Source organism: Pseudomonas sp. GL_117, assembly GCF_057835125.1.
Window position 1 is genome coordinate 5,251,554 of sequence record NZ_CM174418.1, and the last position, 17,100, is coordinate 5,268,653.

Genomic DNA, 17,100 nt, shown 5'->3' on the forward strand with positions numbered 1-17,100 from the left:
TGTGACAGATAATCCCTGCCGGGCATCGTACTGGGCGCCCAGTCAGCTGACGGGCGAAGCCTGCATTTGATAATTGTTTGCATTTGAACGTCAAGGCACTTAAGGATTGAAATGAAGTTTCTCTGCCCCTCCGACACCCTCGCCCCCGACAGCAGCCGCGGTTTTGAAATCGATGGCTGCAAACTGTTGGCGGTGCGCCGTGACGGCGTTGCCTACTTCTACATCAACCGCTGCCCTCATCGCGGCATCCCGCTGGAATGGCAGCCGGACCAGTTCCTTGACACCAGCGCCAGCCTGATCCAGTGCGCCACCCACGGTGCCTTGTTCCTGATCGAAAGTGGCGAGTGCATCTCCGGCCCGTGCGCCGGCCAAAGCCTCACCGCCCTGCCCGGCCGTGAAGACGCGCAGGGCTTGTGGGTGGAACTCTAGTCGAGCAGTACGTCCAGGCGACGCTCTACGCATACTTCCTGCGGCGTGACCCGCACGCCATACGCCAACACTTGTACACCGGCAGCCTTGGCCTCACGCAATGCCGCCGCGTAAGCGGGATCGATTTCCACGGCCGGGCGCACCGCCTCAATCCCCGAGAGGTTGACGCAATACAACTGCACCGCCCGTACCCCTTCGCGGGCCAGGTGCGCCAACTCGCGCAGATGCTTGGCTCCGCGCTGCGTTACCGCGTCCGGGAACGCCGCGACCGCACTGTCATCGAAGCCCAGGGTGACACTTTTGACTTCCACATAAGCCACACCGTCGGGGTATTCCAGGCGAAAATCGATGCGGCTTTTCTCCTGGCCGTACGGCACTTCACGCTTGAGTGCGGTGAAGCCATTGAGCTCAGCGATCACCCCGGCGTGCAACGCCTCCTCGACCAACTGATTGGCGCGTGCCGTATTGACGCAGGCCAGGCGGCCCTGGGGTGTCTCGGCGATTTCCCAGGTGCCGGGCAGCTTGCGCTTGGGGTCATTGGAACGACTGAACCACACCTGCCCGCCTTCCACCATGCAGTTGAGCATCGAGCCAGTGTTCGGGCAGTGAATAGTCAGCAACTCGCCGCCAACGGTTTCGATATCGGTGAGAAAACGCTTGTAACGACGGATCAGCCGCGCTTGTTCGAGGGGAGGATTAAAACGCATCAGCCTTGCCAGCTCCGCAACCCACGGGCGATCCGATCCACCGCCTCTTGTAGCCGCTCAAGGTTTTGCGTGTAGGCAAAACGCACATGATGGCTGGCCTGATGGCGACCGAAATCCAGCCCCGGCGTAAACGCCACATGTTCGGTTTCAAGGAAGTGTCGACAAAACGCGAAGGCATCACCACCGAACGCGCTGATATCGGCATACAAATAGAACGCCCCCTGCGGCTCAACCGCAATGCCAAAACCCAGTTCACGCAGGGCCGGCAGCAGGAAGTCGCGACGGCGGCCGAATTCGGCGCGGCGCTCCTCGAGGATGCTCAGGGTGTCCGGGGTGAAACACGCGAGCGCGGCATGCTGGGCCATGCTGGGTGCGCTGATGTAGAGGTTCTGCGCGAGTTTCTCCAACTCCCCGACTGCAGCCGGTGGTGCTACCAGCCAACCCAGGCGCCAGCCGGTCATGCCGAAATACTTCGAAAAACTATTCAGGACGAAGGCGTCATCGTCCACTTCGAGCACGCTGGCGGCATCGGTGCCGTAGGTGAGGCCGTGGTAAATCTCGTCCACCACCAAGTGACCGTGACGCGCCTTGATTGCCGTCGACAAGCCAGCCAGTTCGTCGCGCGTGAGGATGGTGCCGGTCGGGTTGGCAGGGGAAGCGACCAGCGCGCCCACACTGTCCTGGTCCCAATGCCTGGCCACCAGCTCGGCGGTCAGTTGATAGCGCACGTCCGGGCCCACCGGCACCAACTGCGCCGCGCCCTCCACCAGCCGCAGGAAGTGGCGGTTGCACGGGTAGCCAGGGTCGGCCAGCAACCAGTGCTTGCCCGGATCCACCAACAAGCTGCTGGCCAACAACAATGCACCTGAGCCCCCAGGCGTGATCAGGATGCGCTCCGGGTCGATATTCAAGCCGTAACGTTGCTGGTAGAAACCGCTGATCGCTTCGCGCAACTCAGGTAGACCGCGGGCTGCGGTGTAACGGGTCTTGCCATTGGCCAGCGCCGCCTGGCCGGCACGGATAATCGGCTCGGCGGTGGTGAAGTCCGGCTCGCCGATTTCCAGGTGGATCACGTCATGCCCGGCGGCCTGCAGCTCATTGGCACGTGCCAGTAACGCCATGACATGAAAAGGTTCGATGGCGCGACTGCGCGCACTGTAGGGCTGGACCATTAGCCTTCCTTAACGGTGAGGACAAAATCCGGATTCTACCGAACCCACGCGGTAAAACATGTTCTATTGCCTGCCCGGCTATCCGCGCAGGCCGGGCAAGCGTCTGCAAAACGACTAAAATCAAGATTCGAGACAGTGCATGCCCAGCTACGACGGGCCGCCGCAGTTTGCGACGCCTTCGCCACGGCCTCGACAACCGGGAGTGGCGCACCCCGAATCTATCTGGTAAGTTCGCCCGCTTGCAGCCGCAGGGCCGGCAGGTGTCGGTGATGTTGCAATCCTGCGCAATGGATTAGAAGAGTGAGAGGCGGTCTATTCATGTCCACCCAAGCAAAGCAACAGCAGACTCAAGGCCTCAGCGGCTTCGAACCCTATGTGGAAAAGAAGGGCGAAGAGTACATGGGCGAGCCCATGCGCGAGCACTTCACCAAGATCCTGAACAAGTGGAAACAGGACTTGATGCAGGAGGTCGACCGTACCGTTGACCACATGAAGGACGAAGCAGCCAACTTCCCCGACCCGGCAGACCGTGCCAGCCAGGAAGAAGAGTTCGCCCTCGAACTGCGCGCCCGTGATCGCGAGCGCAAGTTGATCAAGAAGATCGACAAGACACTGCAAATGATCAAAGACGAAGAATACGGCTGGTGCGAGTCCTGCGGCATCGAGATCGGTATTCGCCGCCTCGAGGCCCGTCCTACCGCAGACATGTGCGTGGACTGCAAGAACCTTGCGGAAATCAAGGAAAAGCAGGTCGGCAAGTAATCCTTCCGAGCTGAACGAATGGGGCGTGCAAACGCCCCATTTTTGTTTCTGGCGTTTACCGTTTTTCCAGTAGTATCCGGCCCATGACAGCCTCTACCTATATCGGGCGCTTCGCCCCCACGCCCAGCGGCCATTTGCACTTTGGCTCCCTGGTCGCCGCCCTCGCCTCCTACCTCGACGCCCGCGCCAATCAAGGCCGCTGGCTCATGCGTATGGAAGACCTCGACCCTCCCCGTGAAGAGCCCGGCGCCCAGGCAGCCATCCTGCATGCGCTGGAAAGCTACGGCTTTGAATGGGACGGCGAATTGGTCCGACAAAGCGAGCGGCATGACGCCTACGCAAAAGTGTTGAACGATATGTTCAACCATGGCCTGGCCTACGCCTGCACGTGCTCGCGCAAACAGCTGGAGCCCTACAACGGGATCTATCCCGGCCTGTGTCGCAACGCCGGTCACGATCAGCAAGATGCCGCAATCCGTCTGCGTGTGCCGGAACTGGAGTATCACTTTACCGACCGGGTTCAGGGCGAATTCCGACAGCACCTGGGCCGCGATGTCGGCGATTTCGTCATCCGTCGCCGCGATGGCCTGTACGCCTATCAACTGGCCGTGGTCCTCGACGACGCCTGGCAAGGTGTTACCGATATTGTCCGCGGTGCCGACCTGCTCGACTCCACGCCACGCCAGTTGTATCTGCAAGAACTGCTGGGCCTGCGCCAACCGCGCTACCTGCACGTACCGCTGATCGTCCAGCCGGACGGTAACAAACTGGGCAAGTCCTACCGCTCCCCACCGCTGACACCAGACCAGGCCACGCCTTTGCTACTGCGGGCACTGCGCGCCCTCGGCCAGCAACCCGGCGACGAGCTGTTGCACGCCAGCCCACGTGAACTGCTTGATTGGGGCATCCAGCACTGGGATGCGGCACAGATCCCACGCACACTCACGCTGGCCGAAGCGCAATTGAGCTGAAGGCGCTTGCAGCTTGCCCACCATCCGTTACCATCGCCGCAGTTTTCTAATCAGAGGCCAACATGTACATCTATCGATTGGTCCTGCTGCTGGTCGTCGGGATCTACCTGTTTTCCCCCGCCATCATGGATTGGTGGATCGACGCCACGGGCGCCTGGTATCGCCCGTATCTGCTGTGGCTGATCCTGATCGTCGTGACTTTCATCCTGCAGAGCCAAAAAGATGCCGATGAGCTTTAGTCTCACCCAGATGCTACTGGTCAGCGCCGCCTACCTGGCCGCGCTGTTCGGGGTGGCCTGGATCAGTGAGCGCGGAATGATTCCGCGGGCGATCATTCGCCATCCGTTGACCTACACCTTGTCCCTCGGCGTCTATGCCAGCGCCTGGGCGTTCTACGGTACGGTGGGCCTGGCCTATCAGTACGGTTATGGTTTTCTTTCCAGCTATCTCGGCGTGTCCGGCGCGTTTCTGCTGGCGCCGGTGTTGCTGTACCCGATCCTGAAAATTACCCGCACCTACCAGCTGTCGTCCCTGGCCGACCTGTTCGCCTTCCGCTTTCGCAGCACCTGGGCTGGCGCGCTGACTACGATTTTCATGTTGATCGGCGTGCTGCCGCTGCTGGCCCTGCAGATCCAGGCGGTGGCTGATTCCATCAGCATTCTCACCCGCGAGCCCGTGCAGCATCGCGTCGCCCTGGCGTTCTGCGCACTGATCACACTGTTCACGATCTTCTTCGGTTCGCGCCATATCGCCACCCGCGAGAAGCACGAAGGCCTGGTGTTTGCGATTGCCTTTGAATCGGTGATCAAGCTGATCGCCATCGGAGGCGTCGGCCTGTATGCGCTCTACGGCGTGTTCGACGGCCCGCAACAGTTGGAACTGTGGCTGCTGCAAAACCAGACCGCCCTCGCGGCCCTGCACACACCTTTGCAGGAAGGCCCGTGGCGCACGTTATTGCTGGTGTTCTTTGCCTCGGCGATCGTGATGCCGCACATGTACCACATGACCTTCACTGAAAACCTCAACCCCCGCTCGCTGGTCAGTGCCAGTTGGGGCTTGCCGCTGTTCTTGTTGCTGATGAGCCTGGCGGTGCCGCTGATCCTATGGGCCGGCCTCAAGCTGGGCGCGACCACCAACCCTGAATATTTCACCCTTGGCATCGGCATTGCGGCCAATAGTCCGGCCTTGGCGATGTTGGCGTATGTCGGCGGTTTATCGGCGGCCAGCGGGCTGATCATCGTCACCACGCTGGCGCTCTCGGGCATGGCGCTCAACCACTTGGTGCTGCCGCTGTACCAGCCGCCGGCCGAAGGCAATATCTACCGCTGGCTGAAGTGGACGCGCCGCGCATTGATCGTCGCGATCATCATGGCCGGCTACGGCTTCTACCTGCTGCTCGGCGCCGGGCAGGACCTGGCCAACCTGGGCATCGTCGCGTTTGTCGCCACCTTGCAGTTCCTGCCGGGGGTGTTGTCGGTGCTGTACTGGCCGACAGCCAATCGCCGCGGTTTCATCGCCGGGCTGCTGGCAGGGATCCTGGTCTGGACGGTGACCATGCTGCTGCCGCTGGTCGGCAACTTGCAGGGTTTCTACATCCCGCTGCTGAACATGATCTACGTGCTCGACGACACCAGTTGGCACATGGCGGCGATTGCATCCCTGGCCGCCAACGTCCTGATGTTCACCCTGATCTCGCTGTTCACCAATGCCAGCCCGGAGGAAACCAGCGCCGCCGAAGCCTGCGCGGTGGACAACGTGCGCCGCCCGCAACGGCGCGAACTGCACGCGGCCTCACCCCAGGAATTCGCCACGCAACTGGCGAAGCCACTGGGCGCCAAGGCCGCGCAAAAGGAAGTCGAGCAGGCACTGCGCGATCTCTACCTGCCGTTCGACGAACGTCGCCCGTACGCGCTGCGCCGTCTGCGCGATCGCATCGAGGCCAACCTGTCCGGCCTGATGGGTCCCAGCGTGTCCCAGGACATGGTGGAAACCTTTCTGCCCTACAAGGCGGGCGGCGAAAACTACGTCACCGAAGACATCCACTTCATCGAAAGCCGGCTGGAGGACTACCACTCGCGCCTCACGGGCCTTGCCGCCGAACTCGACGCCTTGCGCCGCTACCACCGCCAGACGCTGCAGGAACTGCCGATGGGCGTCTGCTCCCTGGCCAAGGATCAAGAGATCCTGATGTGGAACAAGGCCATGGAAGAACTCACCGGCATCGCTGCGCAACGGGTCGTCGGCTCGCGCCTCAATACCCTGGGCGAACCGTGGAGAGAGTTGCTGCAAGGTTTCATCAACCTGCCCGACGAACACTTGCACAAACAGCACCTGGCCCTCGACGGCCAGACCCGCTGGCTGAACCTTCACAAAGCCGCCATCGACGAGCCCCTGGCGCCGGGCAACAGCGGCCTGGTGTTGCTGGTGGAAGATTTGACCGAAACCCAGATGCTCGAAGACAAGCTGGTGCACTCCGAGCGGTTGGCCAGTATTGGTCGCCTGGCGGCCGGTGTGGCCCACGAGATTGGCAATCCGATCACCGGTATCGCGTGCCTGGCGCAGAACCTGCGCGAAGAGCGCGAAGAGGACGGTGAAATCACCGAGATCAGCGGGCAGATCCTCGAACAGACCAAGCGCGTATCGCGCATCGTGCAGTCGCTGATGAGCTTTGCCCACGCCGGCGCCCATCAAAACCAGGACGAAGCGGTGTGCCTGGCCGAAGTGGCGCAGGACGCCATCGGGCTGCTGGCCTTGAACCGACGAAATTTCGAAGTACAGTTTTTCAACTTGTGCGACCCGGACCATTGGGTCGACGGCGACTCACAGCGTCTGGCCCAAGTGCTGATCAACCTGTTGTCCAATGCCCGTGACGCGACCCCGGCCGGTGGTGCGGTACGCGTCAAGACCGAGGCTTTCGAGCATACGGTCGACCTGATCGTCGAAGACGAAGGCAGCGGCATTCCACAGAACATCATGGACCGATTGTTCGAACCCTTCTTCACCACCAAGGACCCGGGTGAAGGCACCGGTCTGGGCCTTGCACTGGTCTATTCCATCGTTGAAGAGCATTATGGACAAATCACCATCGACAGCCCGGCTGACACCGAAAGCCAACGCGGCACCCGTATTCGGGTGACCTTGCCGCGTCATGTCGAAGCGACGTCCGCTGTGAACTGAGACCGTCGAGAGAATTGAATCAATGCCGCACATTTTGATCGTCGAAGACGAAACCATTATCCGCTCTGCCTTGCGTCGCCTGCTTGAACGTAATCAGTACCAGGTCAGCGAAGCTGGCTCGGTACAGGAAGCCCAGGAGCGGTTCAGCATTCCCACGTTCGACCTGATTGTCAGCGACCTGCGCTTGCCGGGCGCACCTGGCACCGAGTTGATCAAGCTTGGCCAAGGCACCCCGGTGCTGATCATGACCAGCTACGCCAGCCTGCGCTCGGCGGTGGACTCCATGAAGATGGGCGCGGTGGACTACATCGCCAAGCCTTTCGACCATGACGAAATGCTCCAGGCCGTGGCCCGTATCCTGCGCGACCGTCAGTCGGCCAGCAGTACCCCTGCCGAGCCGCGTCCAGCCGGCAAAGCGGCCGACAAGCCAGGTGTCGACAACAGCAATGGCGAGATCGGCATCATCGGTTCCTGCCCGCCGATGCAGGACCTGTACGGCAAGATCCGCAAGGTCGCGCCTACCGATTCCAATGTACTGATCCAGGGCGAGTCGGGCACTGGTAAAGAGTTGGTGGCCCGCGCCCTGCACAACCTGTCCAAGCGCGCCAAGGCCCCGATGATTTCGGTGAACTGCGCGGCAATCCCGGAATCCCTGATCGAGTCCGAACTGTTCGGCCACGAAAAAGGCGCCTTCACCGGCGCCAGCGCCGGGCGTGCGGGCCTGGTGGAAGCGGCGGACGGCGGCACCTTGTTCCTCGACGAAATCGGCGAACTGCCATTGGAAGCGCAGGCACGTTTGCTGCGCGTACTGCAGGAAGGCGAGATTCGCCGCGTCGGTTCGGTGCAATCGCAGAAGGTCGACGTGCGCCTGATCGCGGCGACTCACCGGGATCTCAAGAGCCTGGCCAAGATCGGCCAGTTCCGTGAAGACTTGTATTACCGCCTGCACGTGATTGCCCTCAAGCTGCCGGCCCTGCGCGAGCGTGGCGCCGACGTCAACGAGATCGCCAACGCGTTCCTGCAACGCCAGAGTGCACGCATCAACCGTACCGATCTCAAGTTCGCCCCGGATGCCGAGCAGGCGATCCGGCATTACTCGTGGCCGGGCAACGTGCGGGAACTGGAGAACGCGGTGGAGCGTGCGGTGATTCTGTCGGAGAGCCCGGAAATTTCCGCCGAGCTGCTAGGTATCGATATAGAGCTCAGCGACCTGGAAGATGACGACTTCATCGGCCTGGCCCCACAACAGGGCGGCGCCAACGCTACCAGCCATGAGCCGACAGAAGACTTGTCACTGGAAGACTACTTCCAGCACTTCGTCCTCGAGCATCAGGACCACATGACCGAGACCGAACTGGCACGCAAGCTGGGCGTGAGCCGCAAGTGCCTGTGGGAACGTCGCCAGCGCCTGGGCATCCCACGGCGCAAGACCGGGGTGGCCAGCGAAAGCTGAGGGTGTGACCCCACAGGTAACACCCTCAGATGTGAAAAAACTGTTACCGATGATTTTCACGTAACAAAAGCCGGGGCTTACGGTAACGAAGCCCCGGCTTTTTTTTGCCCGCCAAAAGCCCAAAAACCGCTCAACCCCCCGGTTTTATTGGGCGGTGCAAAAGTTGGCACGCACCCTGCTATATGCTTAGTACAAAAACAATAACAAGCTTTGTACAAGACAATAAAAATAAGACGAATCGACTCACGCATAACAAAAACAACACGGCGGAGGCGCAGCTAACTGATTCTTTTGGAGAGGCGTTGCATTTGGGGCTTGCCCCGCAACCAGGCCGAGAACAACAAAAACTGCCCTAAGGCAGAGCCTGAACTGGTTGGATCGTAGATCAGCAACACAGCGACCAAAGCAATCCGTTTGCTCTTGACTCCCGATTGGGAGTGTCATGAAGGTGAAGCTTCATGGCGAGGGCGATCAACAAAAACAAGAAGCCCGCAATCAATAATAAAAATAGAGCACGCAACTACTTCTGGGGGAGCTTCGGCTCCCCTTGTAGTTTCCGGAATTTGACCACCAAAGGCTTATGGCGCAATGCCTGTAGCTTGTTCCTACACCATCCCCTGACTAAATGCTAGAATCCCCGCCCATCATGCGGTCATTCTTCGTTATGGCCGAACATTCCTTCAAACAGTGCATCCCATGCTGAAGAAGTTGTTCCAGTCATTCCGTTCCCCCTTGCGTCGTACGCAACACAAACGCAGCACGCCTGAAGTGCTCAATAGCAGCCAACATTCGCTGCAACGCGCTCAATTCAGCCGTTATGCGGTGAATATCGTCGAACGCTTGCAGAACGCTGGCTACCAGGCTTACCTGGTCGGCGGCTGTGTGCGCGACATGTTGCTCAACATCACGCCCAAGGATTTCGACGTCGCCACCAGCGCCACGCCTGAACAAGTGCGCGCCGAGTTCCGCAATGCGCGCATCATCGGCCGTCGCTTCAAGCTGGTGCACATCCACTTTGGTCGCGAGATCATCGAGGTCGCGACCTTCCGCGCCGGCCACCCGCAAAACGATGAAGAGGAAGACACCAACCAGTCTTCCCGCAACGAAAGCGGACGCATCCTGCGCGATAACGTCTATGGCAGCCTGGAAGAAGACGCGCAACGTCGCGACTTCACCATCAACGCCCTCTATTACGACCCGGTCAGCGAGCGCATCCTCGATTACGCCAACGGTGTACACGATATTCGCAACAACCTGATCCGCCTGATCGGCGACCCGACGCAGCGCTACCAGGAAGACCCGGTGCGCATGCTGCGGGCGGTGCGGTTTGCCGCCAAGCTGAACTTCGGTATCGAGAAACACACCGCCGCGCCGATTCGCGAGCTGGCACCGATGCTGCGGGAAATTCCTTCGGCGCGCCTGTTCGAAGAAGTGCTCAAGCTGTTCCTCTCGGGCCACGCCGCCGATACCTTCGAAATGCTCGTCGACCTGCAGTTGTTCGACCCCCTGTTCCCGGCCAGCGCCGAGGCGTTGGAGTACAACCCGACGTACACCCACACGCTGATCAGCGAGGCATTGATCAACACCGACCTGCGCATCAAGCAGAACAAACCGGTGACCCCGGCTTTCCTGTTTGCTGCCTTGCTGTGGCCTGCCCTGCCGAAACGCGTTCTGCGCCTGCAAGAGCGCGGCATGCCGCCGATTCCGGCCATGCAGGAAGCGGCACACGAACTGATCGCCGAGCAGTGCCAGCGCATTGCCATTCCCAAACGTTTCACCATGCCGATCCGCGAGATCTGGGACATGCAGGAGCGCCTGCCGCGCCGCAGCGGCAAACGCGCCGACCTGCTGCTCGACAACCCGCGCTTCCGTGCCGGCTACGACTTCCTGCTGCTGCGCGAAAGCGCCGGCGAGCAGACCGACGGCCTGGGCGAATGGTGGACCGATTATCAGGACGCCAATGACAGCGAGCGCCGCGACATGATCCGCGACCTCGGCAGCAAAGGCGATGGCGCCAGCGAAGGGCCCAAGAAACGCCGACGCAGCGGCAGCAAGCGCAAACGCAGCGCGGCCGACGCCTCGGGCGAATAAACCGTGGAACGTATCTACATCGGGATGGGCAGCAACCTGGCTGCCCCGGACCAGCAATTGCGCAGCGCCATCGAGGCGCTGGCGTTATTGCCCGGCACCACGCTCGTCGGCGTATCCGCCTTCTATCAAAGCGATTCCCTGCTCCCGGGCCAACCGCGCTACACCAACGCGGTGGCCGCGCTGGACAGCGACCTCGCGCCGCTGGCCCTGCTGGATGCGCTGCAAGCCATCGAAAACGACCAGGGCCGCGAGCGCCTTGAGCGTTGGGGCCCACGCACGCTGGACCTGGACATCCTGCTGTTTGGCGATCGCCTGATCGAAGAACCGCGCCTCAAGGTGCCGCACTACCAGATGCACCTGCGGCCCTTCGTGCTGTACCCGCTGGCTGAACTGGCGCCGAGCACCCTGCAGCTATCCGACGGCCGGCAACTCAGTGACCTGTTGGCTGCGTGCCCATTCGTCGGGCTGGAACGCATCCTTCCAGACTGACTCGATCAATGTGGGAGCTTCGGCACTGTAAAAACGGCTGATCCCTGCTGAATCGCATCAGTAACAGCGGTAACACCGCCATCGTAACAATGCGGTAACACATCCAATTGACTTCCCGTGTCCTCCTCACGACTATAGGCGTCCCGCTGCCGCCAACCCGGCACTGAAGGGCGCAATCCAGGCCTTATAAGCGCTGCTCTCAAGACAGTGCGCCTGTATAAACGAAGACTCACGCGCGTTACTCGCTGTTTCCAAGCGCCTGAACGAGGACCCTTTTCATGCCAGACATTACCCTGACCACCTTGCAGAGCCTCAAGCTCAAAGGTGAAAAAATCACCATGCTGACCTGCTACGACGCCACCTTCGCCCACGCCTGCTGCCAGGCCGGAGTCGAAGTGTTACTGGTGGGCGACTCCCTGGGCATGGTTCTTCAAGGGCATGACAGCACCCTGCCTGTGACCACCGATGAACTGGCCTACCACACGGCCAGCGTCAAACGCGGCAACCATGGCGCATTCATCATTGCCGACCTGCCGTTCATGGATTACGCCACCGTCGAACAGACCTTCCACAACGCCGGCAAGCTGATGCGTGCCGGTGCACATATGGTCAAGGTCGAAGGTGCCGTCTGGCTCGCCGAGTCGATCCGCCTGCTGGCCGAACGCGGCGTGCCGGTGTGCGCCCATATGGGCCTGACGCCACAGTCGGTGAACATCCTCGGCGGCTACAAGGTTCAGGGCCGCAACGAAGCCCAGGCGCGCCAGATGCGCGCCGATGCCATTGCCCTGGAACAGGCCGGCGTGGCGATGATCCTGCTTGAATGCGTGCCGAGCGAGCTGGCGGCGGAAATCACCCAAGCCGTTAAAGTGCCAGTCATCGGTATCGGCGCCGGCTCGGCCACCGATGGCCAGGTGCTGGTGCTGCACGACATGCTCGGCCTGTCGATCAGCGGCCGCGTACCGAAGTTCGTGAAGAACTTCATGACCGGCCAAGACAGCATCCACGCGGCATTGAGCGCTTACGTCGCCGAAGTCAAAGGCGTGACCTTCCCAGGCGCCGAACACGGATTCTCTGCATGAACACCGTAAAAACCCTACGCGAACTGCGCGCCGCTGTGACCCACGCGCGCAACGCCGGCAAACGCATCGGTTTTGTGCCGACCATGGGCAACCTGCACAGCGGCCACGCGACACTGGTGACCAAGGCTGCGCAACAATCGGACTTTGTCGTCGCCAGCATCTTCGTCAACCCGCTGCAATTCGGCGCGGGTGAAGACCTGGACAAATACCCGCGCACCCTGGCCGCCGACCAGGAGAAACTCCTGCAAGCCGGTTGCAACCTGCTGTTCGCACCCTCCGTCGACGAGATGTACCCCGGCGGCATGAGCGGCCAGACCCGCGTCAGCGTCCCGCTGCTGTCGGAGGGCCTGTGCGGCGCCAGTCGCCCCGGGCACTTCGAAGGCGTGGCGACCGTGGTGAGCAAGCTGTTCAACATGGTCCAGCCGGACATCGCGGTGTTTGGCCAAAAGGACTACCAGCAGTTGGCAGTGATCCGCGCCATGGTGCATGACCTGAATATGCCGATCCAGATCATCGGCGAGCCCACCGTGCGCGCCGAGGATGGCCTCGCGCTGTCGTCGCGCAACGGTTACCTCAGCGACGAACAACGCGCCATCGCGCCGGTGCTGTACCGCAGCCTCAGCCAGATTGCCGCGGCCATCCAGGCCGATGATCACGACTTTGCCAAGCTGCGTGCCGAACACATCCGGCAGATCGAAGCCGCCGGGCTGCGCATCGATTACCTCGAAGTGCGCCAAGGCGTGCACCTGCGCCCGGCAACGCCTGAAGACCGTGATGTCGTCATCCTCGTTGCGGCCTATCTGGGCGCCACCCGCCTCATCGACAACCTGCATCTGAACCTCGACTGACCCCCGCCTGTTGCCCTCCTCTCTGTGCCGGTATAAAAAAGTACCGGCCACAGCGCAGACAAAGCCAAGACATATTCACACGCTAGGTTTAATGTAATCGCCCTGCGCTCTTGGTTAGCGCTGTCCGGAGTCCGCCGCTTGATGAGAGGCAGGACGTTCCGGGCTTAGAAGTGTCCTAAAGGCAGTCCCCGTAATAAAAGGAAACCCGCAGCGATGGCGTACTACCGCACTCCTCACGACGTTACCGCTCTGCCCGCCTGGCAAGCGCTCAATCAACACCGCCAAGCCATGCAGGATTTCAGCATGCGCGACGCGTTCAATGCCGATCCCCAGCGTTTTTCCCAATTCACCTTGAGCAGCTGCGGACTTTTCCTCGATTACTCGAAAAACCTGATCACCAGCGAAACCCGTGACCTGCTGGTGGCTCTGGCGAAGGAAGTCGACCTCAAGGCCGCGATCAACTCGCTGTACGCCGGCGAACCGGTCAACTCATCCGAAGGCCGCCCTGCCCTGCACACCGCCCTGCGCCGCCCGGTGGGTGACAAGCTGTCGGTCAACGGCGTGAACATCATGCCGGACGTGCACAAGGTGCTGAACCAGATGACTGACCTGGTCGGCCGCATCCACGACGGCCTGTGGCGTGGCTACACCGAGAAGCCGATCACCGACGTGGTGAACATCGGTATCGGTGGCTCGTTCCTCGGCCCGGAGCTGGTCTCCGAAGCGCTGTTGTCCTACGCCCACAAAGGCGTGCGCTGCCACTACCTGGCGAACATCGACGGCAGCGAGTTCCACGAGCTGACCATGAAGCTGCGCGCCGAGACCACGCTGTTCATCGTCTCGTCGAAATCCTTCAACACCCTTGAAACCCTGAAAAACGCCCAGGCCGCCCGCGCCTGGTACTTGGCCCAGGGGGGGTCGGAAGCCGAGCTGTTCCGCCACTTCATCGCCGTATCGAGCAACAACGCCGCGGCCGTGGCGTTCGGTATCCGCGAAGAAAACATCTTCCCGATGTGGGACTGGGTCGGTGGCCGCTACTCGCTGTGGTCGGCCATCGGCTTGCCAATCGCCCTGGCCATCGGCATGTCCAACTTCAAGGAACTGCTGTCCGGTGCCTACACCATGGACCAGCATTTCCAGAACGCGCCGTTCGAAGCCAACATGCCGGTACTGTTGGGCCTGCTGGGCGTGTGGTACGGCAACTTCTGGGGCGCGCAGAGCCATGCGATCCTGCCGTACGACCACTACCTGCGTAACATCACCAAGCACTTGCAACAACTGGACATGGAATCCAACGGCAAGAGCGTGCGCCAGGACGGCACCCCGGTGTCCACCGATACCGGTCCGGTGATCTGGGGCGGCGTAGGCTGCAACGGCCAGCACGCTTACCACCAGTTGCTGCACCAAGGGACCCAACTGATTCCGGCCGACTTCATCGTGCCGATTGTCAGCTTCAACCCCGTGTCGGACCACCATCAGTGGCTATACGCCAACTGCCTGTCCCAGAGCCAGGCGCTGATGCTCGGCAAGACCCGCAGCGAGGCCGAGGCCGAACTGCGCGACAAGGGCATCGCCGAAGAAGACGTGCAGAAGCTGGCACCGCACAAGGTGATCCCGGGCAACCGTCCGAGCAACACCCTGGTGGTGGAACGCATCAGCCCGCGTCGTCTGGGCGCACTGGTGGCGATGTATGAACACAAGGTGTTCGTGCAGAGCGTCATCTGGGGCATCAACGCCTTTGACCAATGGGGCGTGGAACTGGGTAAAGAGCTGGGCAAGGGCGTCTACAATCGCCTGACCGGCACTGAAGAAGCCGTGGCGGATGACGCCTCGACCCAGGGTTTGATCAACTACTTCCGCGGTCGTCACCGCGGCTGATCCGGCCACTCCAGGGCCAACGTCCGTTTGGACGTTGGCCTTGAACCCTCCCCCCACAGCGTGCATCTTTATGACTTGTGCCAAAAACAAGAATAAGGACCGCTCATGTTCGATATCAGCACGTTCCCCAGCGCCGATGCCGTCCGCCGCGCTGCGCAACTCAGTCAAGAGGACTATCAGCGCCTCTACCGCCAATCCATCGAGCAACCGGATACCTTCTGGGCCGAACAGGCCAAGGGCTTTCTGGACTGGATCACGCCCTGGCATACCGTTCAGCAATCAGACATCCACACGGGCGCTGCCCAATGGTTCGCGGGCGGGCAACTGAACGTCAGCTACAACTGCATCGACCGTCATCTGGCGCAACGCGCTGAGCAAACCGCCTTCATCTGGGAAGGTGATGATCCGACAAAGTCCTCGAAAATCACCTACCGCCAACTGCACCAAAACGTCAGTCGCCTGGCCAATGTGCTGAAAGGTCGTGGCGTGAAAAAAGGTGATCGGGTGTGCATCTACATGCCGATGATCCCGGAAGCGGCCTACGCCATGCTGGCCTGCACACGTATTGGCGCGGTGCACTCGGTGGTATTTGGGGGCTTTTCGCCCGACGCTCTGCGCGACCGGATCCTGGATGCCGACTGCCGCACGGTGATCACCGCCGACGAAGGGGTACGCGGCGGCAAGCCGGTGGCGCTGAAACAGAATGTCGACAAAGCCCTGGCCAACTGCCCGAACGTCAGCACCGTATTGGTAGTGGAACGTACCGGTGCGACCGTGAACTGGAGCGAAGGCCGCGACCTCAAGTATCAACAGGCGCTGGACGCCGCAAGCGCCGACTGCCCACCCGAGCCGATGGATGCCGAAGACCCGCTCTTCATCCTCTACACCTCCGGCAGCACCGGCAAACCCAAAGGCGTGCTGCACACCACCGGCGGCTATCTGCTGCAAGCGGCGATGACCTTCAAGTACGTACTCGACTACCGGGACGGCGAAGTGTTCTGGTGCACCGCCGACGTGGGCTGGGTCACCGGCCACAGCTACATCGTGTACGGCCCGCTGGCCAATGGCGCGACGTCGCTGATGTTCGAGGGCGTGCCGAGCTACCCGGACAGTTCGCGGTTCTGGCAGGTGATCGACAAGCACAAGGTCAATATCTTCTACACCGCGCCGACGGCCCTGCGTGCCTTGATGCGCGAGGGCCACGGCCCGCTGGAAAACACCTCGCGCGCCAGCCTGCGCTTGCTCGGCAGCGTCGGCGAGCCGATCAACCCCGAAGCGTGGGACTGGTACTTCAATGCCGTCGGCGAGCAGCGCTGCCCGATCGTCGACACCTGGTGGCAGACCGAGACCGGCGGCATCATGCTCAGCCCGCTGGTGAGCGCGCAGCGGATCAAGCCCGGTTGCGCCACGCAACCGATGTTTGGCGTACAACCGGTGTTGCTGGATGAGCACGGCAAGGTGTTTACCGGCGCCGGCAGTGGCGTGCTGGCGATCAAGGCGAGTTGGCCGGGGCAGATCCGCAGCGTCTACGGCGACCCCCAGCGGATGATCGACACCTATTTCAAACCCTACCCCGGCTACTACTTCACCGGCGACGGCGCGCGACGCGACGAGGACGGCGATTACTGGATCACCGGGCGCATCGACGATGTGATCAACGTCTCCGGCCACCGCATCGGCACCGCCGAGGTGGAAAGTGCCCTGGTCCTGCATGACCTGGTGGCCGAGGCCGCCGTGGTGGGCTACCCCCATGATGTCAAAGGCCAGGGCATCTACGCCTTTGTCACGCCGATGAATGGCGTAGCGCCCGACGATGCGCTAAAAAAACACCTGCTGGACTTGGTCAGTAAGGAAATCGGCAGCTTTGCCAAGCCGGAACTGATCCAATGGGCACCCGCGTTGCCGAAGACCCGTTCCGGCAAAATCATGCGCAGGATCTTGCGCAAGATCGCCTGCAACGAACTGGACAGCCTCGGTGATACTTCCACCCTGGCCGATCCCAGCGTTGTCGACGGCCTGATCGACAAACGCCTGAACCGATAGG

General features: G+C 61.4%; 14 protein-coding genes. 12 read left to right on the plus strand and 2 right to left on the minus strand.

The features are described from left to right. Positions 1-111: 111 nt before the first annotated feature. Positions 112-429, plus strand: a complete 318-nt coding sequence (locus AC3ISR_RS23950; protein WP_192298899.1) for a Rieske (2Fe-2S) protein — start codon at positions 112-114, stop codon at positions 427-429. On the opposite strand, the gene sfsA is transcribed toward AC3ISR_RS23950, so the two are convergent. Further along, positions 426-1,136: a DNA/RNA nuclease SfsA gene (gene sfsA, locus AC3ISR_RS23955; protein WP_463984661.1), complete on the minus strand. Its 711-nt coding sequence runs from the start codon at positions 1,134-1,136 to the stop codon at positions 426-428. The two genes, AC3ISR_RS23950 and sfsA, sit on opposite strands and share 4 nt — an antisense overlap. Next, on the minus strand, positions 1,136-2,308 hold the full coding sequence (locus AC3ISR_RS23960; protein WP_192298901.1) for a pyridoxal phosphate-dependent aminotransferase: 1,173 nt from the start codon (positions 2,306-2,308) through the stop codon (positions 1,136-1,138). The genes sfsA and AC3ISR_RS23960 overlap by 1 nt, the downstream gene beginning before the upstream one ends. A 318-nt stretch (positions 2,309-2,626) precedes the next feature. On the opposite strand from AC3ISR_RS23960, the gene dksA reads away from it, so the two are divergent. The 11 genes from dksA (at position 2,627) to acs (ending at position 17,099) form a co-directional block, all read left to right on the plus strand. Continuing rightward, positions 2,627-3,070, plus strand: coding sequence for an RNA polymerase-binding protein DksA (gene dksA / locus AC3ISR_RS23965; protein ID WP_192298902.1), 444 nt, complete (start codon positions 2,627-2,629; stop codon positions 3,068-3,070). A gap of 83 nt (positions 3,071-3,153) precedes the next feature. Further along, positions 3,154-4,041 (plus strand): tRNA glutamyl-Q(34) synthetase GluQRS, encoded by an 888-nt coding sequence (gluQRS, locus tag AC3ISR_RS23970; protein WP_192298903.1) that lies wholly within the window; start codon positions 3,154-3,156, stop codon positions 4,039-4,041. A gap of 62 nt (positions 4,042-4,103) precedes the next feature. Further along, complete coding sequence (locus tag AC3ISR_RS23975; protein WP_003176118.1) at positions 4,104-4,280, plus strand: hypothetical protein; 177 nt, start codon at positions 4,104-4,106, stop codon at positions 4,278-4,280. Further along, complete coding sequence (locus tag AC3ISR_RS23980; protein WP_192298904.1) at positions 4,264-7,218, plus strand: sensor histidine kinase; 2,955 nt, start codon at positions 4,264-4,266, stop codon at positions 7,216-7,218. Before AC3ISR_RS23975 ends, AC3ISR_RS23980 begins: the two co-directional genes overlap by 17 nt. 22 nt (positions 7,219-7,240) lie before the next feature. Continuing rightward, entirely contained in the window at positions 7,241-8,671 is a 1,431-nt protein-coding gene (locus tag AC3ISR_RS23985; RefSeq protein ID WP_192298905.1) for a sigma-54-dependent transcriptional regulator, read from the plus strand. Between the two features lie 696 nt (positions 8,672-9,367). Then, positions 9,368-10,762: a polynucleotide adenylyltransferase PcnB gene (locus AC3ISR_RS23990; protein ID WP_192298906.1), complete on the plus strand. Its 1,395-nt coding sequence runs from the start codon at positions 9,368-9,370 to the stop codon at positions 10,760-10,762. Between the two features lie 3 nt (positions 10,763-10,765). Next, positions 10,766-11,251 carry a 2-amino-4-hydroxy-6-hydroxymethyldihydropteridine diphosphokinase gene (folK, locus tag AC3ISR_RS23995; RefSeq protein WP_463984662.1) on the plus strand — a complete coding sequence of 162 codons (486 nt, stop codon included), beginning with the start codon at positions 10,766-10,768 and terminating at the stop codon, positions 11,249-11,251. A 278-nt stretch (positions 11,252-11,529) separates the two neighbouring features. Then, entirely contained in the window at positions 11,530-12,330 is an 801-nt protein-coding gene (gene panB / locus AC3ISR_RS24000) for a 3-methyl-2-oxobutanoate hydroxymethyltransferase (protein ID WP_192298908.1), read from the plus strand. Next, entirely contained in the window at positions 12,327-13,178 is an 852-nt protein-coding gene (gene panC / locus AC3ISR_RS24005) for a pantoate--beta-alanine ligase (RefSeq protein ID WP_463984663.1), read from the plus strand. The genes panB and panC overlap by 4 nt, the downstream gene beginning before the upstream one ends. 213 nt (positions 13,179-13,391) lie before the next feature. After that, complete coding sequence (pgi, locus tag AC3ISR_RS24010) at positions 13,392-15,056, plus strand: glucose-6-phosphate isomerase (RefSeq protein ID WP_226455723.1); 1,665 nt, start codon at positions 13,392-13,394, stop codon at positions 15,054-15,056. 105 nt (positions 15,057-15,161) lie between these two features. Next, positions 15,162-17,099, plus strand: a complete 1,938-nt coding sequence (gene acs / locus AC3ISR_RS24015) for an acetate--CoA ligase (protein ID WP_463984664.1) — start codon at positions 15,162-15,164, stop codon at positions 17,097-17,099. The last annotated feature ends 1 nt before the right edge of the window (position 17,100 follow it).